This window comes from Luteococcus sp. (assembly GCF_043424415.1).
Classification (GTDB): domain Bacteria; phylum Actinomycetota; class Actinomycetes; order Propionibacteriales; family Propionibacteriaceae; genus Luteococcus.
This window is the reverse complement of record NZ_JBHWOO010000123.1, coordinates 1-21,563: the sequence shown is the minus strand read 5'-3', so window position 1 is coordinate 21,563 and position 21,563 is coordinate 1. Positions and strand designations below refer to the sequence as shown.

The 21,563-nt window shown below is 69.9% G+C and carries 16 protein-coding genes; 8 read left to right on the top strand and 8 right to left on the bottom strand.

Annotated elements, in window-relative coordinates; translation table 11 throughout:
- Nucleotides 1-47 precede the first annotated feature (47 nt).
- Nucleotides 48-845, bottom strand: a complete 798-nt coding sequence (gene aat, locus ACHFFZ_RS07495) for a leucyl/phenylalanyl-tRNA--protein transferase (RefSeq protein ID WP_394276026.1) — start codon at nucleotides 843-845, stop codon at nucleotides 48-50.
- Nucleotides 846-935: 90 nt separating this feature from the next.
- Nucleotides 936-2,252: a citrate synthase gene (locus ACHFFZ_RS07490; protein ID WP_394276025.1), complete on the bottom strand. Its 1,317-nt coding sequence runs from the start codon at nucleotides 2,250-2,252 to the stop codon at nucleotides 936-938.
- A 183-nt stretch (nucleotides 2,253-2,435) separates the two neighbouring features.
- Here ACHFFZ_RS07490 and ACHFFZ_RS07485 point away from each other — a divergent pair, with 183 nt between their 5' ends.
- The gene (locus tag ACHFFZ_RS07485; RefSeq protein WP_394276024.1) at nucleotides 2,436-3,110 is read left to right on the top strand and encodes an EcsC family protein; all 675 of its coding nucleotides are present in this window, start codon (nucleotides 2,436-2,438) and stop codon (nucleotides 3,108-3,110) included.
- A gap of 12 nt (nucleotides 3,111-3,122) precedes the next feature.
- Here ACHFFZ_RS07485 and alr read toward each other — a convergent pair whose 3' ends face one another.
- Nucleotides 3,123-4,247, bottom strand: a complete 1,125-nt coding sequence (gene alr / locus ACHFFZ_RS07480) for an alanine racemase (RefSeq protein ID WP_394276023.1) — start codon at nucleotides 4,245-4,247, stop codon at nucleotides 3,123-3,125.
- A gap of 211 nt (nucleotides 4,248-4,458) precedes the next feature.
- Here alr and ACHFFZ_RS07475 point away from each other — a divergent pair, with 211 nt between their 5' ends.
- The 4 genes from ACHFFZ_RS07475 (at nucleotide 4,459) to ACHFFZ_RS07460 (ending at nucleotide 8,523) form a co-directional block, all read left to right on the top strand.
- A complete protein-coding gene (locus ACHFFZ_RS07475) occupies nucleotides 4,459-5,112 on the top strand; it encodes a LuxR C-terminal-related transcriptional regulator (RefSeq protein ID WP_394276022.1) in 654 nt (217 codons plus the stop codon).
- A 93-nt stretch (nucleotides 5,113-5,205) separates the two neighbouring features.
- A complete protein-coding gene (gene hemG / locus ACHFFZ_RS07470) occupies nucleotides 5,206-6,618 on the top strand; it encodes a protoporphyrinogen oxidase (RefSeq protein WP_394276021.1) in 1,413 nt (470 codons plus the stop codon).
- A complete protein-coding gene (locus ACHFFZ_RS07465; protein WP_394276020.1) occupies nucleotides 6,615-7,874 on the top strand; it encodes a TIGR04053 family radical SAM/SPASM domain-containing protein in 1,260 nt (419 codons plus the stop codon). The genes hemG and ACHFFZ_RS07465 overlap by 4 nt, the downstream gene beginning before the upstream one ends.
- Nucleotides 7,875-7,932: 58 nt before the next feature.
- Nucleotides 7,933-8,523, top strand: coding sequence for an HAD family hydrolase (locus ACHFFZ_RS07460; protein WP_394276019.1), 591 nt, complete (start codon nucleotides 7,933-7,935; stop codon nucleotides 8,521-8,523).
- A 13-nt stretch (nucleotides 8,524-8,536) separates the two neighbouring features.
- Here the strand turns inward: ACHFFZ_RS07460 and ACHFFZ_RS07455 are convergent, their stop codons facing one another.
- A complete protein-coding gene (locus ACHFFZ_RS07455; RefSeq protein WP_394276027.1) occupies nucleotides 8,537-9,169 on the bottom strand; it encodes a peptidyl-tRNA hydrolase in 633 nt (210 codons plus the stop codon).
- A gap of 257 nt (nucleotides 9,170-9,426) precedes the next feature.
- Between ACHFFZ_RS07455 and ACHFFZ_RS07450 the strand changes: the two genes are divergently transcribed.
- Complete coding sequence (locus tag ACHFFZ_RS07450; RefSeq protein WP_394276018.1) at nucleotides 9,427-11,538, top strand: bifunctional metallophosphatase/5'-nucleotidase; 2,112 nt, start codon at nucleotides 9,427-9,429, stop codon at nucleotides 11,536-11,538.
- A gap of 75 nt (nucleotides 11,539-11,613) precedes the next feature.
- On the opposite strand, the gene ACHFFZ_RS07445 is transcribed toward ACHFFZ_RS07450, so the two are convergent.
- From ACHFFZ_RS07445 to ACHFFZ_RS07435, 3 genes are all read right to left on the bottom strand, one after another.
- A complete protein-coding gene (locus ACHFFZ_RS07445; RefSeq protein WP_394276017.1) occupies nucleotides 11,614-12,858 on the bottom strand; it encodes an arginine deiminase in 1,245 nt (414 codons plus the stop codon).
- A 253-nt stretch (nucleotides 12,859-13,111) separates the two neighbouring features.
- Complete coding sequence (locus ACHFFZ_RS07440) at nucleotides 13,112-16,438, bottom strand: GH92 family glycosyl hydrolase (protein ID WP_394276016.1); 3,327 nt, start codon at nucleotides 16,436-16,438, stop codon at nucleotides 13,112-13,114.
- Between the two features lie 45 nt (nucleotides 16,439-16,483).
- Complete coding sequence (locus ACHFFZ_RS07435) at nucleotides 16,484-18,022, bottom strand: DUF2079 domain-containing protein (RefSeq protein ID WP_394276015.1); 1,539 nt, start codon at nucleotides 18,020-18,022, stop codon at nucleotides 16,484-16,486.
- A 299-nt stretch (nucleotides 18,023-18,321) separates the two neighbouring features.
- On the opposite strand from ACHFFZ_RS07435, the gene ACHFFZ_RS07430 reads away from it, so the two are divergent.
- Nucleotides 18,322-18,528, top strand: a complete 207-nt coding sequence (locus ACHFFZ_RS07430; RefSeq protein ID WP_394276014.1) for a cold-shock protein — start codon at nucleotides 18,322-18,324, stop codon at nucleotides 18,526-18,528.
- A gap of 209 nt (nucleotides 18,529-18,737) precedes the next feature.
- Here ACHFFZ_RS07430 and ACHFFZ_RS07425 read toward each other — a convergent pair whose 3' ends face one another.
- A complete protein-coding gene (locus ACHFFZ_RS07425; RefSeq protein WP_394276013.1) occupies nucleotides 18,738-20,129 on the bottom strand; it encodes an MFS transporter in 1,392 nt (463 codons plus the stop codon).
- 155 nt (nucleotides 20,130-20,284) lie between these two features.
- Here ACHFFZ_RS07425 and ACHFFZ_RS07420 point away from each other — a divergent pair, with 155 nt between their 5' ends.
- A complete protein-coding gene (locus tag ACHFFZ_RS07420) occupies nucleotides 20,285-21,460 on the top strand; it encodes a MalY/PatB family protein (protein ID WP_394276012.1) in 1,176 nt (391 codons plus the stop codon).
- Nucleotides 21,461-21,563 lie beyond the last annotated feature (103 nt).

The window sequence follows — 21,563 nt, the reverse complement described above, 5'->3', positions numbered from 1 at the left end:
GCAGCCGCTCGTCCAGGAAGCCACGCAGGGCCTCCACCTCGGGAAGTTCAGGCACGACTCTCCTCCTCGATCACGTCCAGCTCCTCTGCCTCCTGCTCGACCGCCAGCGCCCGGGCCGCGGCCAACCGTTCGGCGTGCAGGGACAGCAGCGCATCCCCGGTCAGCGGGTCGTGGTTCGACGCATCGCCCCAGTCCGGTGGCGGCAGCTCCAGGGCCGAGTCCAGCCGGCTGAGGTAGCTGACCCGGTCCACCTCCACCACGCCGAGGCTGGCCAGGTGGTCGGTGCGCCACTGCACGTCGAGCAGCCGTTCGGCGCCGTCGTCGAGCAGGCAGCTGACCAGCCGCACCAACGCGGTCTTGGAGGCGTCGCGCCCGTGCTCGAGGTCGTGGAACATCGACTCGCCCGCGAAGAGCCCTCCCAGGCAGACGCCGTAGAGCCCCCCGACCAGGCGGCCCTCGTCGTCCCAGGTCTCCACCGAGTGTGCCAGGCCGCGCCGGTGCAGCCCGGTGTAGACCTCGCGGATGTCGTCGTCGATCCAGCCGTCGGGCCGTGAGGGGTCGGAGCAGCGTGCCAGCACCTGCTCGAAGCAGGCGTCGACAGTGGTCACCTGGCGGCGCAGGTTCTTGCGCAGGCTGCGGGTGATGCGCAACTGCTGCAGCGGCAGGATGCCGCGCTCGACCGGTGACCACCAGCCCATCTCGTCGAAGCCGGACTCGGGCAGGGGCATGGGGAACAGGCCGGAACAGTAGGCGGCGACGGCCAGGTCCTCGTCGAAGTTGGTCGTGAAGGCCACCAGGTCCTGTTCCGGCCACTGGGTCCAAGGGCCGAAGACATGGGCAAGCACATCCCTACTGTTGCACCCGCCGCCGACACTGTGCGCCGATGACGACCAACGAACCCAGCCCGGCCCACGAACCCAGCACGACCAACGGACTCAGCGCAGCTCGCGGGGCACCCACTCCACGAGCTCAGGGCCGGTGTAGACCTGCCGCGGTCGTTGGATGCGGCCGGACGGGTCCATGTTCACCTCACGCCAGTTCGCGATCCAGCCGGGCATCCGCCCGATCGCGAACATCACGGTGAACATGTTGAGCGGGATGCCGATGGCTCGCAACAGGATGCCGGAGTAGAAGTCGACGTTGGGGTAGAGCTTTCGCTCCACGAAGTAGTCGTCGTGCAGGGCCACGTCCTCCAGCTCCAGCGCGATCTCGAGCAGCGGGTCGTCGATGTCGAGTGCGCACAGCAGGTCGTCGACGGCCTCCTTGAGGATCACGGAGCGAGGGTCGCGGTTGCGGTAGACGCGGTGCCCGAAGCCCATCAGGCGCACCCCGGAACTGCGGTCCTTCACCTGGGCCACCAGGTCTGCGGCGCTGGTGCCCTCGTCGTGCAGGCGTTGCAGCATCTGCACGGTGGCCATGTTGGCGCCGCCGTGCAGCGGCCCCCACAGGGCGGCGACGCCCGCCGAGCAGGCCGTGTAGAGGTTGGCGTCGGAGCTCGCGACCATGCGCACGGTCGAGGTGGAGCAGTTCTGCTCGTGGTCGGCGTGCAGCGTGAAGAACAGGTTGAGCGCGCGGGCCACCTCGGGCACCGGCTCGTAGTCGTCGTAGGGCAGCGAGAACATCATGTGCAGCAGGTTCTCGACGTACTTGAGGTCGCGGCGCGGGTAGATGATCGGCTCGCCCTTGTGGGACTTGTAGGAGGCCGCCGCGATGGTGCGCACCTTGCTGAGCAGGTGCGCGGCCGCGACCAGGAAGCTCTCCTCGTCATTGATGCGCGGCCTGGTGTGGGTGCTCATCGCGTTGATCATCGCGTTCATGATGGCCATCGGGTGGCCGCTCTCGGGGAATGCGTCGAAGTGCTTGCCCATGTCGTTGTGCAGGGCGGAGGACTCGGTGAGCAGCTCGGAGAAGCGGTCGCGCTCGGCCTGCGTGGGGAGCTGGCCGAAGATCACCAGCCAGGCCGTCTCGACGAAGGACGACCCGTTGCGGGCCAGCTCCTCGATGGGAATGCCCCGGTAGCGCAGGATCCCCTGCTCACCGTCGATGTAGGTGATCGCGGAGCGACAGCTGGCGGTGTTGCCGAAGGCCTCGTCGAGGGTCACCAGGCCGGTGGTGGCGCGCAGGCGGCTGATGTCGATGGCCTGTTCCCCCATGGTGCCGGTGACCAATGGGAGTTCGTGGCTGACGCCGTCGACGACGAGGGTTGCGGTCTGCGCGCTGCCAGCCGGGGTTTCGGGTGTCTGGGTTCCCATGGGGTGCTCCTCCTGCTCGGATGGTCCCCATCGTGCTCCCACCCCTGCCGGCGCGACGGCAGGACCACATGGTGGCCCTTGCGCCGACGGCGAATGAGGGAGGGTTCAGGGCAGGCATGCCCCCGTTCCGCGGCGGGCCTCCACTACGGTGGAGTGCACGATCCACGACCGCAGGAGGACGAGATGGCGACGGCGAAGGACTTCGGCAAGCAGCTTCTGGCGCAGGCTCCGCAGTTGGCGCCGGGCGCCTCGGCGATGGTGCTGCGCAAGGCACTCGACCTTGCCATCGACGGCGCCGGCCGCATCCCCGGTGCGAAGGCGACGGCGGCCGCCGCGCTGCAGAAGCAGGGCGCGGTGGAGCCGGCTGTCAACATGATCGTCAAGCAGCACGTCGCCATGGCAGGCGCGCAGGGCTTCGTGACCAACCTTGGCGGCCTGGCGACGCTGGCGGTGAGCATCCCCGCCAATGTGACCGGCGTGGCAATCGTCCAGTGCCGCATGGTGGCGGCCATCGCCCACCTGCGCGGCTATGACATCGAGGACCCTCGGGTGCGCAGCGCGATCCTGATGTGCCTGCTCGGCGAGAACCTCGCCCAGGAGGCCGTCCAGCGCCAGGAGCTGCCCAGCTCGGCGCTGGCGATCGCGACCGCCCCGGTGCACGACCCGGCCCTGGACTCCACCATCGCCGAGAAGGTGCTGGGCACCCTGATGGGGCAGGTGGGTGGCAAGCGCGTCTCCCTGCTGGCGGGCAAGAAGATCCCCGGCGTGGGTGGCGCGATCGGTGCAGGCACCGATGGCTGGGCCACCTGGGGCACCGGCAGCTTCGCGCGCAAGCAGTTCGTGACCCGTCGCCGCTGAGCGGACTCGGGCTCAGCCCTCGAGGTAGACCCGCGTCACGCGCGGCGAGATCCGGCACAGCACCTCATAGCTGATGGTGCCCATGATCGAGGCGAGGTCGTCGGCGGTGATCTGTTCCTGTCCTTGGCGCCCCATCAGCACGACGGGGTTGCCCACCTGCACGTCGCCCAGCTCGGGCCCCAGGTCGATCATCGTCTGGTCCATGCAGACCCGCCCCGCCACCGGGCAGCGACGCCCGCCGACCAGGGCATGGCCCACATTGGAATTGCTGCGGCTGTAGCCGTCGGCGTAGCCCACGGGGATGGTCGCGATCCACGAGCTCTCCCCCGCGGTCCAGGTGCGGCCGTAGCCGACGCTCTGTCCGGCCTCCACCTGCTTGAGGAAACTGATCCGGCTGGTCAGGCCCATCACTGTCTGCAGTTCGATGGTGTGCGGGGAGGTGGGGTCGGGGTAGTAGCCGTAGGCGATGATGCCGGGCCGCACCATCGTCATGCCTTCCAGGTCGTGGCCGAGGATCGCCCCCGAGGGGGCGGCGTGCACCAGCGGGATCGGTCCGCGCTCAGCCTCCACCGCCGTCACCAGGGCGCGGAAGTCGCCCAGCTCCTGGGCCGTCCACTGGTACTGCTCGGCGACATCGCTGACCGGGGGGTGGGTGAAGATGCCCTCGAGGAACAGGTGCGGCATGGTGTCGACCAGCCGGACCAGCTCGGTGGCGTCCTCCGGCTCGGCGCCGATGCGTCGCATTCCCGTGTCCACCTTCAGGTGCACATTGGCGACGACCCCCAGCCCGGCCGCGACCCCCTCGGCCTGCCGGATGGTGCGCTCGTCGACGACGGTGAGGGTGACACCGGCCTGCACGGCGGCGAACAGTTCGTGCTGGAAGCAGTGGGAGAGCTTGAGGATGGGCAGGGTGATCCCACTGCGGCGCAGCTCGAGGGCCTCGGGCACGGTCGCGACCGCCAGCCGGTCGGCGCAGCCGGTCTCCTGCACGAGCTGGGCGACGGCCACCGCTCCGTGTCCGTAGGCGTCCGCCTTGACGGCCAGCGCAACCTCGCGACCGGCCGCCAGCTGGCGCACGGCCAGCAGGTTGTGGTGCAGGGCACCGAGGTCGACGGGGGCGTGGGTGGTGTACAGCACCGCAACATCATCCCACCACGGACCAAGCAGCACGGGCAAGCAGCCGCTGCCGAGCCTGGCCCGTCAGTGAGTGATGAATTTTCTCGATCCCCACAGAGAGCAGCCGGAGCCACCATGGCGCCCCCTTGAGAGCACACCCTTGCGGGTGGGAAAGGGCTGGCCCATCCCCTCGTGCGGAGTTTCTGGACGGGCACCCTGCCATAATCGCGGGGTGACCTCGGCCCCCATGCGCGTAGCACTCGTCAATGACCACGAGCTCGTCCTCGCAGGCCTGCGATCCCTCCTGGCACCCTTTGGCGACCGGGTGGAGGTGGTGGACCTGTCCGTCGACGGGCCCGTCACCGAGCCTGTCGACATCGCCCTGGTGGACCTCGTCGGGCAGGACCGGCGCACCGCCGAGGTGATCCGGGAGCAGCTCGCCCACCCCCTGGTGGGCGTGGTGGCGCTCTACACCTGGGGCGCCCGCGCCGAGGCCCAGTCCATCGCTCGCGCCCACGGCATCGACGCCATCATCCCCAAGTCCCTCACCGGCTGCCAGCTGTTGGCGGAACTGGACCGCGTGGCCGCCGGCCTCGCCACCACCTGGGCCACCCCCGCGGAGGTCGACGCCACCACCGAGCGCCGCGGAGGCCACGACTGGCCCGGTCGCTCTGCCGGTCTGACCATGCGCGAGGCGGAGATGATCTCGCTCATCGCGCAGGGCTACAGCAATGCCGAGATCGCCGCCCAGGCCTACCTGAGCCCCAACTCGGTGAAGTCCTACATTCGCTCGGCCTACCGCAAGATCGGAGTCAGCCGCCGCTCGCAGGCCGTCGCCTGGGGAATCGACAACGGCATGACCCCGCAGCTCCTGCGCATCCTGTGAGGGCCTGAGCGGCCACAAGGAGGCCAGGCGGCACCCCGCCCGATTTTCTCCGGAATGCTCCGGGTAGTCTCGGCAGCACTACGGAGGTGAGCCATGACCAAACGCGTCATCGTCGTCGGAGCCGGCATCACCGGACTCGTCGCAGCCCGCGAGATCGCCCGGGACCCATCGGTGGACGTCATCTGCCTGGAGGCATCCGACCACGTCGGCGGACAGGTCCACACCATCGAGGTTGACGGGGCGCAGGTCGACGTCGGCGCCGAGGCAGTCCACCTCGGGGCACCCCACGTCGCCGCCCTTGTCCGCGAGCTCGGCCTGGCCGAGTCCGTGGTGGGCGCCGCCCCCGGCAGCTCCGTGATGGCCACCCGCAAGGGCCTGCGGCCGCTGCCCGCCGGTGTCGGCCCCACCGGCCCCACCAGGATCTGGCCCGTGCTCAAGTCGGGCATCCTCAGCCCCCTCGGCCTGCTGCGCGCCGGCCTGGAGCCGCTCACCGCGCTGCGCAAGGTGGACTCCGACATCGCCGTGGGCGACTTCACCCGTGCCCGCTTCGGGCGCGAGGTCACCGACACCTTCGTCGACCCCCTGCTGGGCAACCTGCACGGCGGCGACGTCCACCGCCTCTCCCTGCGCGCCACCGCACCCCAGCTCGTCGACGACGCCTCCGCCGGGCGCTCGATGCTGCTCAAGAACCTCAAGCGCAGCAAGCCGGCCTCCGGCCCGCAGAAGGCCCCGCTGCCCGCCTTCGCCTCCTGGCCGGGCGGCTTGGCCGCCTTCACCCGGGCCCTGGCTGAGCAGAGCAGAGCCACCATCCGCACCGGCGCCCGGGTCGTCGGGCTGGAGCACGAGGGTGCGCGGTGGACGGTCATCCTCGACGGCGGGGAGCGCCTGGCCGCAGACCAGGTGCTGTTCACCACCCCGGGAGCCGTCACCGCCGACCTGCTGCGCCCCCATAGTCCCGCCACCGCCCAGCTCTACGACCGCGTGCCCACCGCTTCGGTGGCCACGGTGCTGCTCGGCTGGGACCGCGCCGCCGCCGCGAAGAGCCGCATCCTGTGTGACTTCAACGGAATCCTGCTGCCGAGCAAGCGGGTGCGCACCTTCAAGGCCGCCACCAACCTGACCCGCAAGTGGCCCGAACTCGGCTCGACACATCACCTGCTGCGCGCCTCTGTCGGGCGCGTCGACAGTTCCCTGTTCGACGAGCTCGACGATGATCGGATGACCACCCGCGTGGCCACCGAGATCTCTTCCATGACAGGGATCGACGCCGAACCCCAGGTGCGGCTGGTGTACCGCTGGCCGCATGCCATGCCCCAGCTGATGCCCGGCCACAAGGAACGTGTCGCCACCGCCCGTGAGCAGCTGGCCGCACTGGGCGGCATCGCCATCGCCGGCGCCACCGTCGACGGGCTGGGCATCGGCGCCACCGTCCGCTCCGGCCAGCAGGCCGCCACCCTCGTCGCCGACGCACTCGGCGCCAGCACCGACAGCAAGGAATCCAGGTGACCACCACCCATCCGTCCGATGTCCCCACCACCGTGGGGGACGAGGCGCCCGAGCACACCCGTGCCCACCACGCCCCCGTGGTGCGCACCGTGCGCCACGACATCAACACCAAGCCCTTCATCGTCATCTGGGAGGTGACCCGGGCCTGTGCCCTGGTGTGCAAGCACTGCCGCGCCGACGCGCAGCACCGCGCCCACCCCGACCAGCTGACCACCGAGCAGGGCAAGCAACTGCTCGACGACCTGGCCGCCTACGACAACCCCAAGCCGCTGGTCGTGTTCACCGGGGGCGACCCCTTCGAGCGTCCCGACCTGGCCGAGCTGTGCCGCTACGGCACCGAGAAGGGCCTGTCGGTCTCGCTGTCTCCCTCGGTCACCCCGCTGCTGACGCCGGAACGGCTGCACCAGATGCGCGAGGCCGGCGGCAAGGCGATGTCGATGAGCCTCGACGGCGCCACCGCCGAGACCCACGACGCCTTCCGCGGCTTCCCCGGAACCTTCGACAAGACCGTCGAGGCCGCTGCCTGGATCAATGCCGAGGGCTACCGCCTGCAGATCAACTCCACCTTCACCAAGAGCAACATCCGTGAGGCCCCCCTGTTGCTCAAGACCGTCCTGGGGATGGGTGCGAAGATGTGGTACACCTTCATGCTCGTGCCCACGGGCCGCGGTGCCGCGCTCAATGCGCTGAGCCCCGAGGAGCGCGAGGACGTGCTCAACTGGCTGCACGACATCAGCGACCGCATCGCCATCAAGACCACCGAGGCGCCGCAGTACCGCCGCATCGCGGTACAGCGCGAGCAGGCCCGCAACGGCATCCCCGTGCCCGACCAGGTGGCCCACCGCGGCGAGCTCTACCACTACCTCACCGAGGAGACCACCCGCCTGCTGGGCGCCGCCCCCGAGAAGCCCCGCCGGCCGCGCGCGCCGATGGCCGTCAACTCCGGGTCCGGTTTCGCCTTCATCGACCACTTGGGCGATGTCTACCCCAATGGCTTCCTCCCGGAGCACTGTGGCAGCGTCAAGGACCAGCCCTTCCACGAGATCTACGTCAACTCGCCGGTCTTCCAGGCGCTGCGCCGCCCCGACGAGTTCAAGGGCAAGTGCGGGGTGTGCGAGTTCAACAAGCTGTGCGGCGGGTCGCGCTCCACGTCGTACGCGATGACCGGCGACTACCTGGCCAGCGACCCCACCTGCATGTGGGTTCCCGAGGCCTGGGCCGAGCAGCAGGAGAACCTGCCGCGGCGGCTGGGCTGAGGCCGGCATCACCCGCGGGGCCATTGCTCCTGCCGGCAGCCCCTCCTAGGCTCACGGGATGGAGATCATCTTCGACCTGGGTGGGGTGCTGGTCTCGGAGACCTCCCAGGTGCGCGACGCCGCCGAAGCCCTGGGCCTGGCCCCGCACCAGGTGCACGGGCCCTACTGGAGGCACCGCGACGACTGGGACCGCGGCGGCAGCGACCACGACTACTGGCAGGCCGTCGCGGGGCAGATCCCCGTCAACGAGCGTGCCGTCGAGCACCTGTCCGCCCACGACGTGACCCTGTGGACCCAGCTACGACCCGAGGCGCAGGCGATCCTGGCGGAGCTCTCGGCCACCGACCACCGCGTCTGGCTGCTGTCCAATGCCGCGGCGCGCTTCACCGAGGCCGTCGGGCACAGCGACTGGCGCTTCTTCCTCGACGGCGTCTTCATCTCCGGCGCACTCGGCGTGATGAAGCCCGATCCGGGCATCTACCAGGTGGTGGAGCAGGAACTGGGCACCGACCCCGCGGGCTTCCACTTCATCGATGACCGCCCCCGCAACCTCGAGGCAGCCGCAGCCCGTGGCTGGCAGACCCACCTGTTCGTCGACGACACCGACACCCGCGCCTGGTTGGTCGGGATCGGCGCCCTGGAGGGGTGAGGATCCGAGACCCTCACCACCAGGCGCGCGTGGTCTCCGTCGGACCGTCCAGCTCGGTGAAACCGGCGTCGACCACCTGCACCCGGCCCTGGTCGCTGGCCCACTGCTCGGCATCGACGGTCTCGACCCGCAGCCGGAAACCGTCGGCGGCCCAGCCGGTCCGCGTCGGCCCGTCCATCTGCTCCCAGGCCAGCTGCGCGGCATGCGCGCACTGGGCGGCAGCCTTGCCGGTGCTCATCGTGATGTGCGGGCTGATGCCCACCCGCACCAGCGCATCCTCGGTGCGCGAAGGATGGGCATCGGGCAGCTCGGTGCCCTCCACCTGCAGCTTCTTGAGGATCGGGTGGAGCGGACGCACCGGCCCGGGGACGAAGGCCCGTGCCCCCGCCAACCCCTCGGACTCGTCGCCCTGCTGCTCGACGGTGACGCCGTCCAGCTGGTGCACCTCCTGCCAGCGCACCTCGCCCCGCGCCCGACGCACCAGCTTGCGGATCCTGCCGTCGCGCCAGTGGTCGACGGCCTCACGCCACTGGCCGTCACGGGCCTGCGGTGAACTGATCAGGGCCACCGCCGCCCGGGCGACCGCCTCGCAGGTGTCGACGTGGCTGGCCGGCCTGGCCTTGTCATAGCGGACCGCGAACTGCATGGCCCAGGGAATCTCGTGGTCGAGGTGGCCGTCGATCGGGGATGAGGCGTCATTCACGTCACCCCACTCTAGGCCCGGCCCACGGCACTGCCGGGTGAACGATGGGGCAACTGATCGACAAGACGCTTGCCATGGCCGGTGACCTTGACGACGATGAACAGTGCAGCGCCGCACACGAGTCCGTCCACCCCCCACGGGCACGCACCCCAGCGCCACGACCCGCCCGATCCAGCCGGATCGCCCACGAAGGAGAACCCATGTCCAAGCCCGGACTCGCGCGCCTCGCCGCCACCGGACTCGCCGCCGTCGCCCTCGCAGCCAGCAGCAGCACCATCGCCGCCGCCAAGGCGCCCACCACCCCGCCCAACCACAGCAAGCCCAACCACACCAATCCCAACCACACCAAGCCCAACCACACCAAGATGGCCGCCTGTCAGCAGCAGACCAGCGTGGTGAACCTGCTGGCCTTCAACGACTTCCACGGCCGCATCGCCACCAAGAGCCCCGACACCGTCGCCTTCTTCGGCACCGTCGAACAGGCCCGCCAGGCCTCCGGCGAACAGTCCACCATCCTGCACTCCAGCGGCGACAACGTCGGCGCCTCACTCTTCCCGTCCGCGGTGCAGGAGGACAACCCAACCCTCGACATCCTCAACGCGATGGACCTGGACTCCTCCACCGTCGGCAACCACGAGCTCGACCGCGGCTGGGACGACTTCTCCGGCCGTCTGCAGGAGCGCTCCGACTTCGACTACCTGGCCGCCAACCTCTACACCAAGGGCACCACCACGCCAGCCGTCGACGCCTACCGGATCGAGGAGCGCAACGGCATCAAGGTCGCCACCGTCGGCGCCGTCACCGGCGACCTCAAGAGCCTGGTCGGCACCGAGGTCTTCCAGCACGTCGACCTCGGTGACCCAGTCGGGGCCGTCAACCGCACCACCGCGCAGCTCACCGACGGCGACCCGACCAACGGCGAGGCCGACGTCGTGGTGGCCAGCTACCACGAGGGTGCTGCCGTCAGCGAGCCCGCCACCCTGGACCAGGCCCTGGCCAGCAAGCCCTTTGCAGACATCGTCAACGGCACCTCGCCGAAGGTCGCCGCCATCCTCACCGCCCACACCCACCAGAACTACGTCTGGGACGCTCCCGTGCCCGGCACGGGCCGCACCCGCCCCGTCCTGGAGTCCGGCAGCTACGGCGCCTTCGTCGGCCAGGTCCAGCTGCGCGTCGACGCCAGCCGCGCCGTGCGCCCCGGCAAGAACTCCGGCAAGGGCTTCGGCTCGGTGAAGGATCCCGGCGCCGAGTTCCGCGGCACCGTGTGCAGCGCCCGGGCCCAGAACCTGCCCGTGGTCGACAGCGCCCAGGTGCCCACCCTGGTGGCCCAGTACCCGCGCGTCGCCGAGGTGCAGAAGATCACCACCGACACCCTGGCCCAGGCCAGCGTCATCGGCAGCCGCACCATCGCCACCTCCACCGCCCCCGTCACCCGCGGGCTCAAGGCCGACGGCAGCCTCGACAATCGCGCCACCGAGAGCTCGCTGAGCAACATGGTCGCCCAGATGTTCTTCGACGTCCTGGGCAACGGCGACGCCGACTTCATCGGCGTCCAGAACCCCGGCGGCACCCGCGCCGACCTGCCCGCCGGCGAGATCAGCTACCAGGCCGCCGCGGCCGTGCTGCCCTTCGCCAACACCCTGATGACCACCCAGCTCACCGGCGCCCAGGTCAAGACGATGCTCGAGCAGCAGTGGCAGACCAATGCCGACGGCACCACCCCCAGCCGCCCCTACCTGCAGCTGGGCCTGAGCAAGAACGTCACCTACACCTATGACGAGTCCCGCCCCGCCGGCGACCGGATCACCTCGATCGCCGTCAACGGCGCACCCATCGACCCGGCCAAGCTCTACACCGTCGGCTCGGGCAACTTCCTGGTCACCGGCGGCGACAACTTCCGCGTCCTCGCCGAGGGCCAGAACACCCGTGACACCGGTGCCAGCGACCTGGCCGCCTGGGTGGACTGGCTGGGCGCCCAGCAGACCGTCTCGCCGAGCTTCGCCCGCGGCGCCGTCAGCGTCAGCCCGACCCCGGCCACCCTGACCGCAGGCCAGGCCGCGACCTTCACCGTCGGAGCCCCGCAGGGTGCACTCCAGCTCGACAGCCTGGACATGAAGTCCACCGGTGCCGTCGCCAACAGCCAGCTCAGGGCCACCATCGGTGACGTGCAGGTCGGCACCGCCACCGTCGCCGACGGCAAGGCCACGATCACGGTGACCGTGCCGTCGACCGTCGCCAGGGGTGCCGCCGTGCTGACGCTCACGGCCGAAGCCTCGGGCACCACCGTCAGCATCCCGGTGACCATCGCCTGAACCAGCCGACGAGGGGCCCCGGGGATCAACCCCCGGGGCCCTTTTCATGGTCCAGCTGCCGGTGTCCAGCGCCGATCAGCCTCGACGGGTGGGGCAGGTCATGCAGCGCGGCCCGCCACGGCCCCGGCCCAGTTCGTCGCCGGGCACCGGGATGACCTCAATGCCGTGGCCCTCCAGGAAACGCCGGGTGAGATGGTTGCGCTCATAACCCAGCACCACCCCCGGCTCCAGCGCCAGCACATTGCAGGCGTCATTCCACTGCTCGCGCTGCGCCACCAGGTCATCGTGCGGGGCGGTGAGCAGGCGCACCCGCTCCACCCCCAGGCACTGCGCCAGCACCTGCGGGAAATCGGCTGGCTCCCGGGACTCGATCGACAGCCCGCCGTCGTCGCGCGCGGTCATCACCCAGGTGGCGCGGTCGCCGAAGCCGGAATAGCGGATGAAGGAGTGCTCGTCGAGCATGGTCATCACGGTGTCCAGGTGCATCATCGCCCGCTCCTGCGGCATGTCCACCGCCACCACCCGGTTCGCCGCGCCGGCCGCGAACAGGCAACGCGCCAGCCGTTCGGCACCCAGCGGGGTGCTGCGCTCCCCCAGCCCGACCAGCACCGAGCCATTGCCCACCACCAGCACGTCGCCGCCCTCCAGCGCACCACGCTCATCGGGCCACAACCCGTCGGCGATGCCCTCGGTGGGCTCGGGCCAGACCCCGCCCCAGCGGGGAGTGCCGGCGAAGCGGGGATGCCAGCGGTAGATGGCCTCGTAGTTGAGCGCCTCGCGGCGCCGGGCCGGCAGCGCCATCGCATTGACCTGTACCCGTCCACCCACCCAGCAGGAGGTGTCGCGGGTGAAGAAGTGGTTGGGCAGCGGGTCGATGACGAAGTCGTCCAGGCCGCGCACCATCAGGCCGAGGGCGGCGGGTTCCCCGATGCGTTCCAGCACCTCGCGTCGGGTCAGCCCCGCCACCAGCAGGTCGGCCAGCTCGTGCGGCCCGAGGCCGGCTGCCATCTGCTGCAGGGCCTCGGCGCCGGCGGGGCCGAGCAGGTGGGGGCCGAAGACCCTGGCCGACAGCTCTCGGCGAGCCTCGTCGATGGCCATCGTCTCGGCGAGCAAGGTGTGCAGGAGCAGGACCTCGGCCCCGCGGGAGGCCAGCGCCTCGACGAACTGGTCGTGCTCCTGCTGGGCTCGCTCGAGCCACAGGATGTCGTCGAAGAGCAGCTCCCCCATGTTGCCGGGGGTCAGGCGCGACATCTCCACGCCCGGGCGGTGCACGATCACCTGTTGCAGGCGTGCCACCTCGGATTCCACCTGGTAGCGCATGGCGCCTCCCCTTCCCGGGCGGCCACGGCGCCCCCTGGGGGTGAACCTACGCCGCCGGAAACAGGAATTCAGCACTTTGCAGGACCCAGAGCTGCTGAAAATGCAGCTCATACGGCCACGGAGGACAATTTGAACCTTCCAGCGCCGTATGCGGTGCAATTACGGCGGCCTGAGGCAGCACGGCCCCCTGCCGCACCGAATCACCTGCCGAAGCGAATTTCCTGCCGGGGCCGAACCGCCAGACCAGGCCGGGTCAGTAGACCTCCACCTGCACCAGCCGGCACGGACCCACCGCCACCAGGCGCAACTGCTCGGCCGGCTGCCCATCGCCCAGGTAGGCCTGGGTCTGGCCCCGCCAGCGGGCCGGTCGCGGGGTGATGCCGAGGTCCCGCCACTGGTCGCCAGCGCGCGCCTCCAGCCGCACCGGCAGAGGCTCCACATCAGGGCTGGTCAAGGTGATCCACTCGGGCACGAAGCCCTCGTGCCAGGTGAAGGTCACCGACTCCCCCGCCTGCAGCTCCACCACCCGCTCCCCGCGGTCGTCCACCAGCTCCAGCGGACCCTCGACGGCCGCGCCGAGGGTCCGGTCAGCACGCCAGCGCACCGGCTCGCCGGTGGCCGTCGACGCGCTCCACGGCCGGGTGCCGGCACCCCAGTTGGACGGCTCGGGGCCCAGCTCGAACTCCAGCAGCACGTCGCCGCGCAGCAGTTCGACGGGAATGCTGACCGCATTCCACAACTCACCATTGACCCGCAGCTGCTGGACATAGCGGTGCTCGACTCCGGTGGCCCGCACCTCCAGGCGGCTGCCGTCGGCGCGACGGAAGGCCATCCGCTCGAACAGCGGCGAGGTGATGGCGAACTCGCCACCCCCGACGAACAAGGGGTAGAGGCCCAGGGCCAGCAGGAGCCAGTAGCCGCTCATCTCGCCGTTGTCCTCGTCGCCCGGATATCCCTGCCCGATCTCGGATCCGACGAAGCGGGTGTCGAGCAGTTCCCGGGTGAGCCACTGGGTCTTGTGCGGCTGCCCGGCGAACAGGTACATGAAGGGGATGTGGTGGGCGGGCTGGTTGCTGATTGCCAGCTGCCCCAGGCCGTCGGCCTCGGCCTCGTTCATCTCCTGGGTGTTGTAGGCATAGCTGCCCCACATCGACGGGCGGGTGACCGCCGGGGTGTCCAGCATCTCGTCAAGCTTGGCGGCCAGGGCCTGCTCGCCGCCGAGCAGCCGGGCCAGCAATGCCCCGTCGTGGGGTGCGTGGAAGGCCTGCCCCCAGGCATTGGTCTCGGTGTAGTCATGGCCCCACTGGCGCGGGTCGAAGTCGGCGGGCTCGACGCGGAAGCCGCCGTCGGGGCGCCGGCCCTGGTAGAAGCCGATGCGCGGATCGAACATCTCGGCGTGCACCAGGGCGCGGTTGGCGAACCAGCGCTCATTGGCCTCGAACTCCTCCACCCGGTCGGCCAGGCCCTCTTCCCCAGCGCGGGCCCGTGCGGCCAGCCGGCCCGACCACAGCCCGATCGCCGCGTCGCAGGAGGCATTGTCCATGGTCCAGGCCAGCCCCTCCTCGGTGGAGGTGTCGATCCAGCCGACGAAGCGGCCCCGGCCGATTCCCTTGCGCCCGGCCAGAGCATGGTCGGGCGGCACCGTCGCATTGCGCAGCGCCGAGTCATAGGCGTCGAGCTCGTCGGCCCCGGTCAGGGTGTGCTGCAGGGAGGCGTCGGCGAAGATCGCGTCCGAGCTGGTGCCGGGCATGCAGTCGACATAGCCGGGCGCCGACCAGCGGGCCATCCAGCCGCCGTCGCGGTACTGCTGCAGGATCCCGCCCAAGAGCTCCGGGGCGCGTTCAGGGGTGAGCAGCGAGTAGAGCGGCCAGCAGGTGCGGAAGGTGTCCCAGTAGCCGTTGTTCACCTGCAGCTGGGCATCGACCACCTGGCAGCCGGTGCGCTCCGGGGTGTGCGGGGCGGCCGGGCGGAAGGGCGAGGCATAGGCCCAGTGCCAGCCCTGCTCGGACCCGTCGGCGACGGCCTCGTGGTGGTCATTGGGCCAGCAGTAGAGCGCCGCCAAGTTCGACCAGGCCGTGGTGCGCGCATCGAGGGTGCCGCCGTCGATCTCGAGTCGTTCCAGCAGGGCCGACCAGGCCTCACGGGCCTCGGCGACCACGTCATCGAAGCCCTTGCAGGCCTCGGTTCCCAGCAGTCCGATCTCGGCTGCCAGGGTGCGGCGGGCCTGGTCGACGCCGATGAAGCTCATCGCCGCGCGCACCTCCACCACTGGTGCGTCGGTCTCCAGCACGAGGGCCTGGGGCCGCTGCATCGGCAGCTTCAGCCGGCCGAACCAGCTCTTGTGGAAGCGCTTGCCGCGCCAGCTGAAGCCCTCCAGCGGGCTGCGGCGCTCCCGGGCGGCGTGGACGGTGACCGGGACATTGGTCTCGCCATAGACATAGGCGGGCGGGGCGGGCAGGTGCAGCCCGGCGCTCCAACCCGAGGCGGGGGCGATGGCGGCGCGGAAGGCGAGGCGGCCGTCGGAGAGCTCCTCGGTGGAGATGCTGCCGGCATAGGGCTGGTCGAGCACGACGCCGTGGCGCTCGCCGGAGTCGAAGCTGAAGCGGAAGATCGCGGCGCGGCTGGTGGGGGCCATCTCGGCGGTGATCCCGCCCTCGAGGCGCACCCGGTAGTGGTGGGGCCGGTCGAGTTCATCGTCGTGGCTGAAGACGCGGGCCCGGTGCGACGGCTGTGCGCTGGGGCGGCCCTGCCAGGCCATCACCTGGAAGGCGGAGCGGTCGGCGATCCAGGGGCTGGGCTGGTGGCTGAAGGCCAGCGCCTCCAGGCGGGGTTCGGGGCCGCCGTCGCGGTGCCAGCCGTAGAGCCAGTTGCGGTCGCGGCTCTCGGTCAGCGGCACCAGGAAGTTGAAGCCCTGCGGAAGGCAGGTCAGGGGCAGGGCATTGCCGCGGGAGTAGAGGAAGTCGGAGTGGGTGCCGCGGGTGGTGCGGACCCGGTCGACGGGATCGGCGGCCTCCACCGGCGCCGGGCGGACCCCGCGCACCTGCACCCAGCCGGCACCGACCAGGCCGGGGACGGAGGCCAGCCGCACCTCGTGCACCCGCCGGCCGGCCAGCGGGGACAGGTCGAGGCTGAGCAGGTTCCAGTTGTTGCCCACCAGGCAGCGGCGCTGTCCGTCGATGGCGTGCCCGTGCTGGTCGCGCAGGGTGCCGGGGCCGTCATCGGTGACGAAGAGCAGGCCGATCGAGCGGCAGTCGTGGTTGGGCTCGGGCGAGCTGTTGGAGCGGGGGTCGTGCTCCAGGTCGCAGAAGACGGCCACCTGCCAGACGGTGCCGGGCTCGACATCGAAGCCCTCGGCCAGGTGGCTGGAGCCGCCGGCCGTGCGCTGGCGGAAGTGGTGCACCTGCTGCGATGGGTGCTCGACCCGGAACAGGCCCACGCCCGCCATCGAGGCCATGGGGCGGTCGGGTCCGGGCGACGGGCTGAGCTCAGGCCCCTGGTCGTCGAGCTGCACGGCTCCCCCGGGCTGCCCAACTCCCTCGGGACGATGGCGGGCGTCGGGGCGGGTCTCGCGGCTGTCCATACGGCTCTCCATCGACTCGTCGGGGGACCTGAGGGGCCTCAGGGTTCAGGGCGCGTCGGGGCCGCACCCTTCACTGGGCCCAGAGTAACCGGGACGCTGCCAGACGGTGATGGACCCTTCCTTGGCGACGGGCGTGTACTCCTTGCTCTTCAACAGATCCTCGACGGTGGCGGGGCTGGGCAGGGGGTAGCCCACCTCGTCCTGGCTCATGTCGATGACCACGAAGTCGCTGGTGCGGCGGGTGAGGGTGGGCAGGGTGACCCGGTTGGTGCGGGTGAGGTGGACCGCCAGCCGGTCGTCGACCTCGACGCAGGTGTTGGGCGGGATGTGGGTGAGCACGGCCCTCTGGTGCTCCATGATCGGCTTGCGCTGCCAGGAGGACCAGAACAGCCGCACCAAGGGGTAGTTGCGGCCCTGGACGGCCAGGTCGAAGGCGGGGGTGATGGCCACCATCGCCACGATGAAGGCGGCCAGTCGTCGTCGCCAGGCCGGGCCCAGGCGGCTCATCGCGTCGGCGGTGGCGAAGACGAGGATCACGAAGATCGGGGCGGAGTAGTGGAAGGCCGTGCCCCACAGGTGGGTGCGCGAGGACAGGTTGCGCTGGGCCAGCAGCGGCAGGGTGGCCAGCAGCATCGGGGAGCGCACGGCGACGAAGGCCAGCGGCAGCAGCAGGTAGAGCAGGCCGCGCGACTTCTCCCAGGGGAAGAAGAAGATCTCGGCGGTGCGCAGCGGGTGGAGCAGGATGAAACGGATCGAGCTGAACGCGTCGGGCCCCAGGGCGTCATAGGACCAGTAGGCGAACTGCCCGCTGGGCGCGAAGTGGGGCAGCACCACCTTCACCACCAGTGCGAAGACGACCACGCCGAGCAGCATCATCGCCGAGCCGAGCGCGAGGCTTCGTCGCAGGTCGCGACGGGTGCCGTCGCGGCGGTCGCGCAGGCTGAGCAGGATGCGGGCCAGTCCGAGCATCGCCAGCACCATCCCCATGTCCTCGCGCACCAGCAGCAGCGGCAGGGAGGCCAGCAGGAGTCGGCGGTCGTCGCGCCGGTCCAGCCCGTCGAGGGCCAGGGCCAGCAGCGGGATGGCGAAGCAGATCTCGTGGAAGTCGAAGTCGACCAGTCGTTGCAGGGGCCAGCTGAGGGCATAACCCACCAGCAGCACCCACAGCAGCCAGGAGTGGGCGCCGTGGCGGCGCAGCATCCGCGCCACCACCGGGATGGAGAGGCAGACCAGGGCGGCCTGCGCGATGACCAGTACCCGCGGGTCGTCCCAGATCCAGTACAGGGGGGCGAGAGTGGCCAGGATCGGGTGGAAATGGTCGCCGAGAATGTTGTAGTTGTCGCCCTTGAGCGCCACCAGCGGCGCCTCGAAGCGTGAGTAGCGGCGCACTGCCTGGTCGAAGATGCCCAGGTCGTAGCCGGCGGCCAGGAACTGCGGGTAACGGCCCAGGCAGTAGACGGTGTAGACGAGCCAGACCCCGGCCGTGAAGGCCCATGCCTGTGCGGTGGTGCGTCGCTCCCCCTGCGCGGCCAACCCGGCGGGTGGCACGCGGCGTGATCCGCGCGCGGGCAGGGGGAAACTCATGCCCGCCAGTCTAGGGCCGCGACCCCAGTGCCGACTTCTTCGCACTTGGCTCGTTCAAACCGAGCGACATGCGCGCGTTCACCCAGAATCAACCCCAAAAGCGCGATCTGGCTTGGGGTCCCCGGAGGCCCCGTGTATGGTGGAAACCAGTTGTTGAAGTTCTAGTACCTCGCATGACAAGCGGTTTCGGGTGCCTCCCCTGCGGAAGTGGTCGGGCTGTTTTCTGGATGGTTCACAGGCATCACAGCTACGAGATGTGCGAAAGGCGCGCATCACAGCACCCAGAAAGCAGGGATGACATGACTACTGGCATCGTGAAGTGGTTCAACGCCGAAAAGGGCTTCGGCTTCATTGCTCCCGAGGACGGTTCCGCCGACGTGTTCGCTCACTTCAGCGCGATCCAGGGCTCGGGCTTCAAGAGCCTGAACGAGAACGACCGCGTCGAGTTCGAGGTTGTCCAGGGCCCCAAGGGCGCCCAGGCCGCCGACATCCGCGTGATCGGCTGATTCAGCCTCAACGACTCCAGCTCCGGCTGACACAGTCTTCGAACCGCCCGTCCTGCTCCGGCAGGGCGGGCGGTTCCGTTGTGGCCGGAAGATGCCGACCGAGGACTGGCGAGTCCGGGACGGGCCGCGTGCGCTGGGCCAACACACGGACGGCGCCCCGCGGGAATCCCGCAGGGCGCCGTCCGTGTGCGATCAGCACTGGCTCTGGATCAGAACCGGCCCCGGGCGATGAGCTCGGTGCGCTCGGCCTGACGTGCGACGTCCTTGGGGTAGATCTTGTAGAAGATCGTCCAGAAGACCGCATTGGCGACATAGGGCAGGGTGACGAAGTAGAGGAAGGTGTCCTGCAGACCGATGTTGTCGGCAACGCGGCCACTGACCTGCAGAAGGATGCCGGTGACAGCGCCCTGGATCAGGCTGAAGAGCACGGCGAAGGCCGTGGCCGAGAGCTGCTTGGGGGCGACGCTGGAGACCATCGGCAGCACGCAGCCGGAGAAGCCGAGCGAGAAGATCAGGCCCAGGAAGAAGACGACCACGTAGTAGCCACCCTTGGGGAAGCTCACCTGGAAGGCGACGAAGGTCATGGCAGCGAAGGCAAGGGCATAGAGCTGGAAGAACATGATGCGGCCCTTGTCCCCGAAGCGCCGCTGGAACCAGTCGCCCAGGAAGCCGCCGATGAAGGCGGAGCACAGCATGCCCAGCTGCATGACCGTGTAGAGGTAGGCAGCATTCTTGACGCCATAGCCGAGGTCCTTGGCCCAGTAGGTGCTCTGGTAGGCAAACATGACCAGCGAGGTGATCATTGGCAGCATCAGCGCCATGCCCACCAGGGTGGGGATCTTGAACAGCTTGGCGGCATCGGACCACGTGAAGACGCCGGCATCGGGATCGTCGGCGATCTTGCTCTCGACGCGCTTCGGCTCGTGCACGAAGATGAGGATCAGAATGCCGGAGATGATGGACATGACGCCCATTGCCACCATGGCCCAGCGCCAGCCGTTGTCGTAGTCACCGAGCTGGCCAAGGGCCGGGGTGAGCGCCATCCCGATGAAGGACGAGACACCCCGGACCGTGCCGAAGGCCTTGCCACGCTCCGACTTGGCATAGAGACTTCCCAGCAGGCCATTCATGATCGGCTCGCTGGCGACGGTACCCACCAGGGCGATGCCGTAGAGCAGCATCAACTGGTTCCAGCTCTGCGCCAGACCAGTGGCAATGGTCCAGAAGCCCCACAGGCCGGTGACGATGAACAGGATCTTCTTGCGACCCCAGCGGTCGGCGGCCATTGCCCACAAGGGGCCGCAGATCATCCGGGCGTACATTCCGAGGGCGGAGATGTCGCCCAGACCTGCCTTGCCGACATCGAAGGCGGACATGATCTGGGGGTAGAAGATCTTGGAGACACCACCCTCGGTGTTGTCCACAGACTGTGCCGTGGCCAGGGAGATGGCAGCGGCGGTGCGGCCCTTCGGCCGGACGAACTGCGCGTCCTCGTCGACGGGGACATAGGCCACGCCGCCGGGGGAGGTGGGGACGGCCACCAGGTCCTCCTGTCCGGGGACCTGGGTGACGGATTTGTTCTCAGGGAGCTGCGAAGTCATGAGGAGGCCTTTCCAGCGCGTCATCGGGCTGTCTTCAAAGTGACTCAATCATCGAGACGTGACCCCACCCCGGCGCCGACTTGCCACTTCTTGCCTCCGGGCTGCCATCCGGGCACGGCCCGGGAACCCCTTGCGGGTGCGGCAGACTCGAGGACATGACTGGATTCGACCCCCTCACCCCCCAGCAGCTGCGCGAGCGCCAGAGCATGAAGTGGACCCGTCAGGGCCCCGACGTGCTGCCGATGTGGGTGGCCGAGATGGACTTCCCGCTGGCCGACCCGGTGCGTGAGGCCATCGAGCAGGTGGTCGCCCGCCAGGGCTTCGGCTACGCCCAGGTGGACCAGCGGGTGCCCGAGGCCTTCAGCCGCTTCGCCGCCCGGCGCCTGGGCATGGACGTGAACCCGGAGTGGACCACCGTCGTCCCGCACGTCCTGGCCGGCATCGAGGTGGCCCTCGACGTCGTCACCCCGCCCGGCGCCGGTGTGGTGGTGACCACGCCGGCCTACATGCACTTCCTGGTGATCCCCGGCCTGACCGGACGCCCGGCCGTCGAGGTGCCGCTGCTGGAGGACCCCTCGGCCACCGACGTCGCGGGCCGCTGGAGCTTCGACCTGGAAGGGATCGAGAAGGCCTTCGCCGAGGGCGCCCGCACCCTGGTCCTGTGTCAGCCCTACAACCCGGTGGGCAAGGTCTTCAGCCGCGAGGAGCTGGCGGCCATCGCCGAGATCGTCGCGAGGTACGACGGTTGGGTGATCTCCGACGAGATCCACGCCCCGCTCACCCTGCCCGGCATCGAGCACGTCGCCTACTCGGGCGTCAGTGAGACCGCCGCCAGCCACTGCGTGACGATCACCAGCGCGTCGAAGTCCTTCTCGATCCCCGGACTGCCCTGCGCGACGGTCACCCTCCACACCGAGGCCGGGGCGCGGCTCTTCCGCGAGGGGGCACACGAGGACCACCTCTACGGCGCGACCACCCTGGGCATCGAGGCCAACATCGCGGCCTTCGAGCACGGCGACGAGTGGCTCGACCAGGCCCGTCACCAGATCGCGGAGAACGTGGAGACCACCAGCGCCTTCGTCGCCGACGAACTGCCCGGGGTGCGCTACGACGGGCAGGAGGCCACCTACCTGGCCTGGCTCGACATGCGCGAGACCGGGCTGGGCGAGGACCCGGCCGCCTTCCTGCTGGACAAGGGGAAGGTCTGGCTGAACTCCGGCCACACCTTCGGCACCGGCGGGGCGGGATTCGCGCGCCTGAACGTCGCCACCAGCCCCGAGATCCTCGCCGATGGCCTGGGACGGATCAAGCAGGCACTCGCGCAACGCTGAGCAGCCCCCGCCACGGCTGGGCGTCCCCAACGGGGCGCTCAGCCGCCCGTGCAGATCCGGCCGACGCCCTGGTAGTGGGTGCGGTCCAACGGGTCGGCGTCGT

What these genes read in the sequence shown, in the direction of transcription:
- ACHFFZ_RS07460 (WP_394276019.1), top strand. Translation starts at nt 7,933, where the DNA reads ATGGAGATCATCTTCGACCTGGGTGGGGTGCTGGTCTCGGAGACCTCC.
- ACHFFZ_RS07485 (WP_394276024.1), top strand. Translation starts at nt 2,436, where the DNA reads ATGGCGACGGCGAAGGACTTCGGCAAGCAGCTTCTGGCGCAGGCTCCG.
- ACHFFZ_RS07425 (WP_394276013.1), bottom strand. Translation starts at nt 20,129, where the DNA reads ATGACTTCGCAGCTCCCTGAGAACAAATCCGTCACCCAGGTCCCCGGA.
- ACHFFZ_RS07430 (WP_394276014.1), top strand. Translation starts at nt 18,322, where the DNA reads ATGACTACTGGCATCGTGAAGTGGTTCAACGCCGAAAAGGGCTTCGGC.
- ACHFFZ_RS07450 (WP_394276018.1), top strand. Translation starts at nt 9,427, where the DNA reads ATGTCCAAGCCCGGACTCGCGCGCCTCGCCGCCACCGGACTCGCCGCC.
- ACHFFZ_RS07490 (WP_394276025.1), bottom strand. Translation starts at nt 2,252, where the DNA reads ATGGGAACCCAGACACCCGAAACCCCGGCTGGCAGCGCGCAGACCGCA.
- ACHFFZ_RS07440 (WP_394276016.1), bottom strand. Translation starts at nt 16,438, where the DNA reads ATGGACAGCCGCGAGACCCGCCCCGACGCCCGCCATCGTCCCGAGGGA.
- ACHFFZ_RS07420 (WP_394276012.1), top strand. Translation starts at nt 20,285, where the DNA reads ATGACTGGATTCGACCCCCTCACCCCCCAGCAGCTGCGCGAGCGCCAG.
- ACHFFZ_RS07435 (WP_394276015.1), bottom strand. Translation starts at nt 18,022, where the DNA reads ATGAGTTTCCCCCTGCCCGCGCGCGGATCACGCCGCGTGCCACCCGCC.
- ACHFFZ_RS07445 (WP_394276017.1), bottom strand. Translation starts at nt 12,858, where the DNA reads ATGCGCTACCAGGTGGAATCCGAGGTGGCACGCCTGCAACAGGTGATC.
- hemG (WP_394276021.1), top strand. Translation starts at nt 5,206, where the DNA reads ATGACCAAACGCGTCATCGTCGTCGGAGCCGGCATCACCGGACTCGTC.
- ACHFFZ_RS07455 (WP_394276027.1), bottom strand. Translation starts at nt 9,169, where the DNA reads ATGCAGTTCGCGGTCCGCTATGACAAGGCCAGGCCGGCCAGCCACGTC.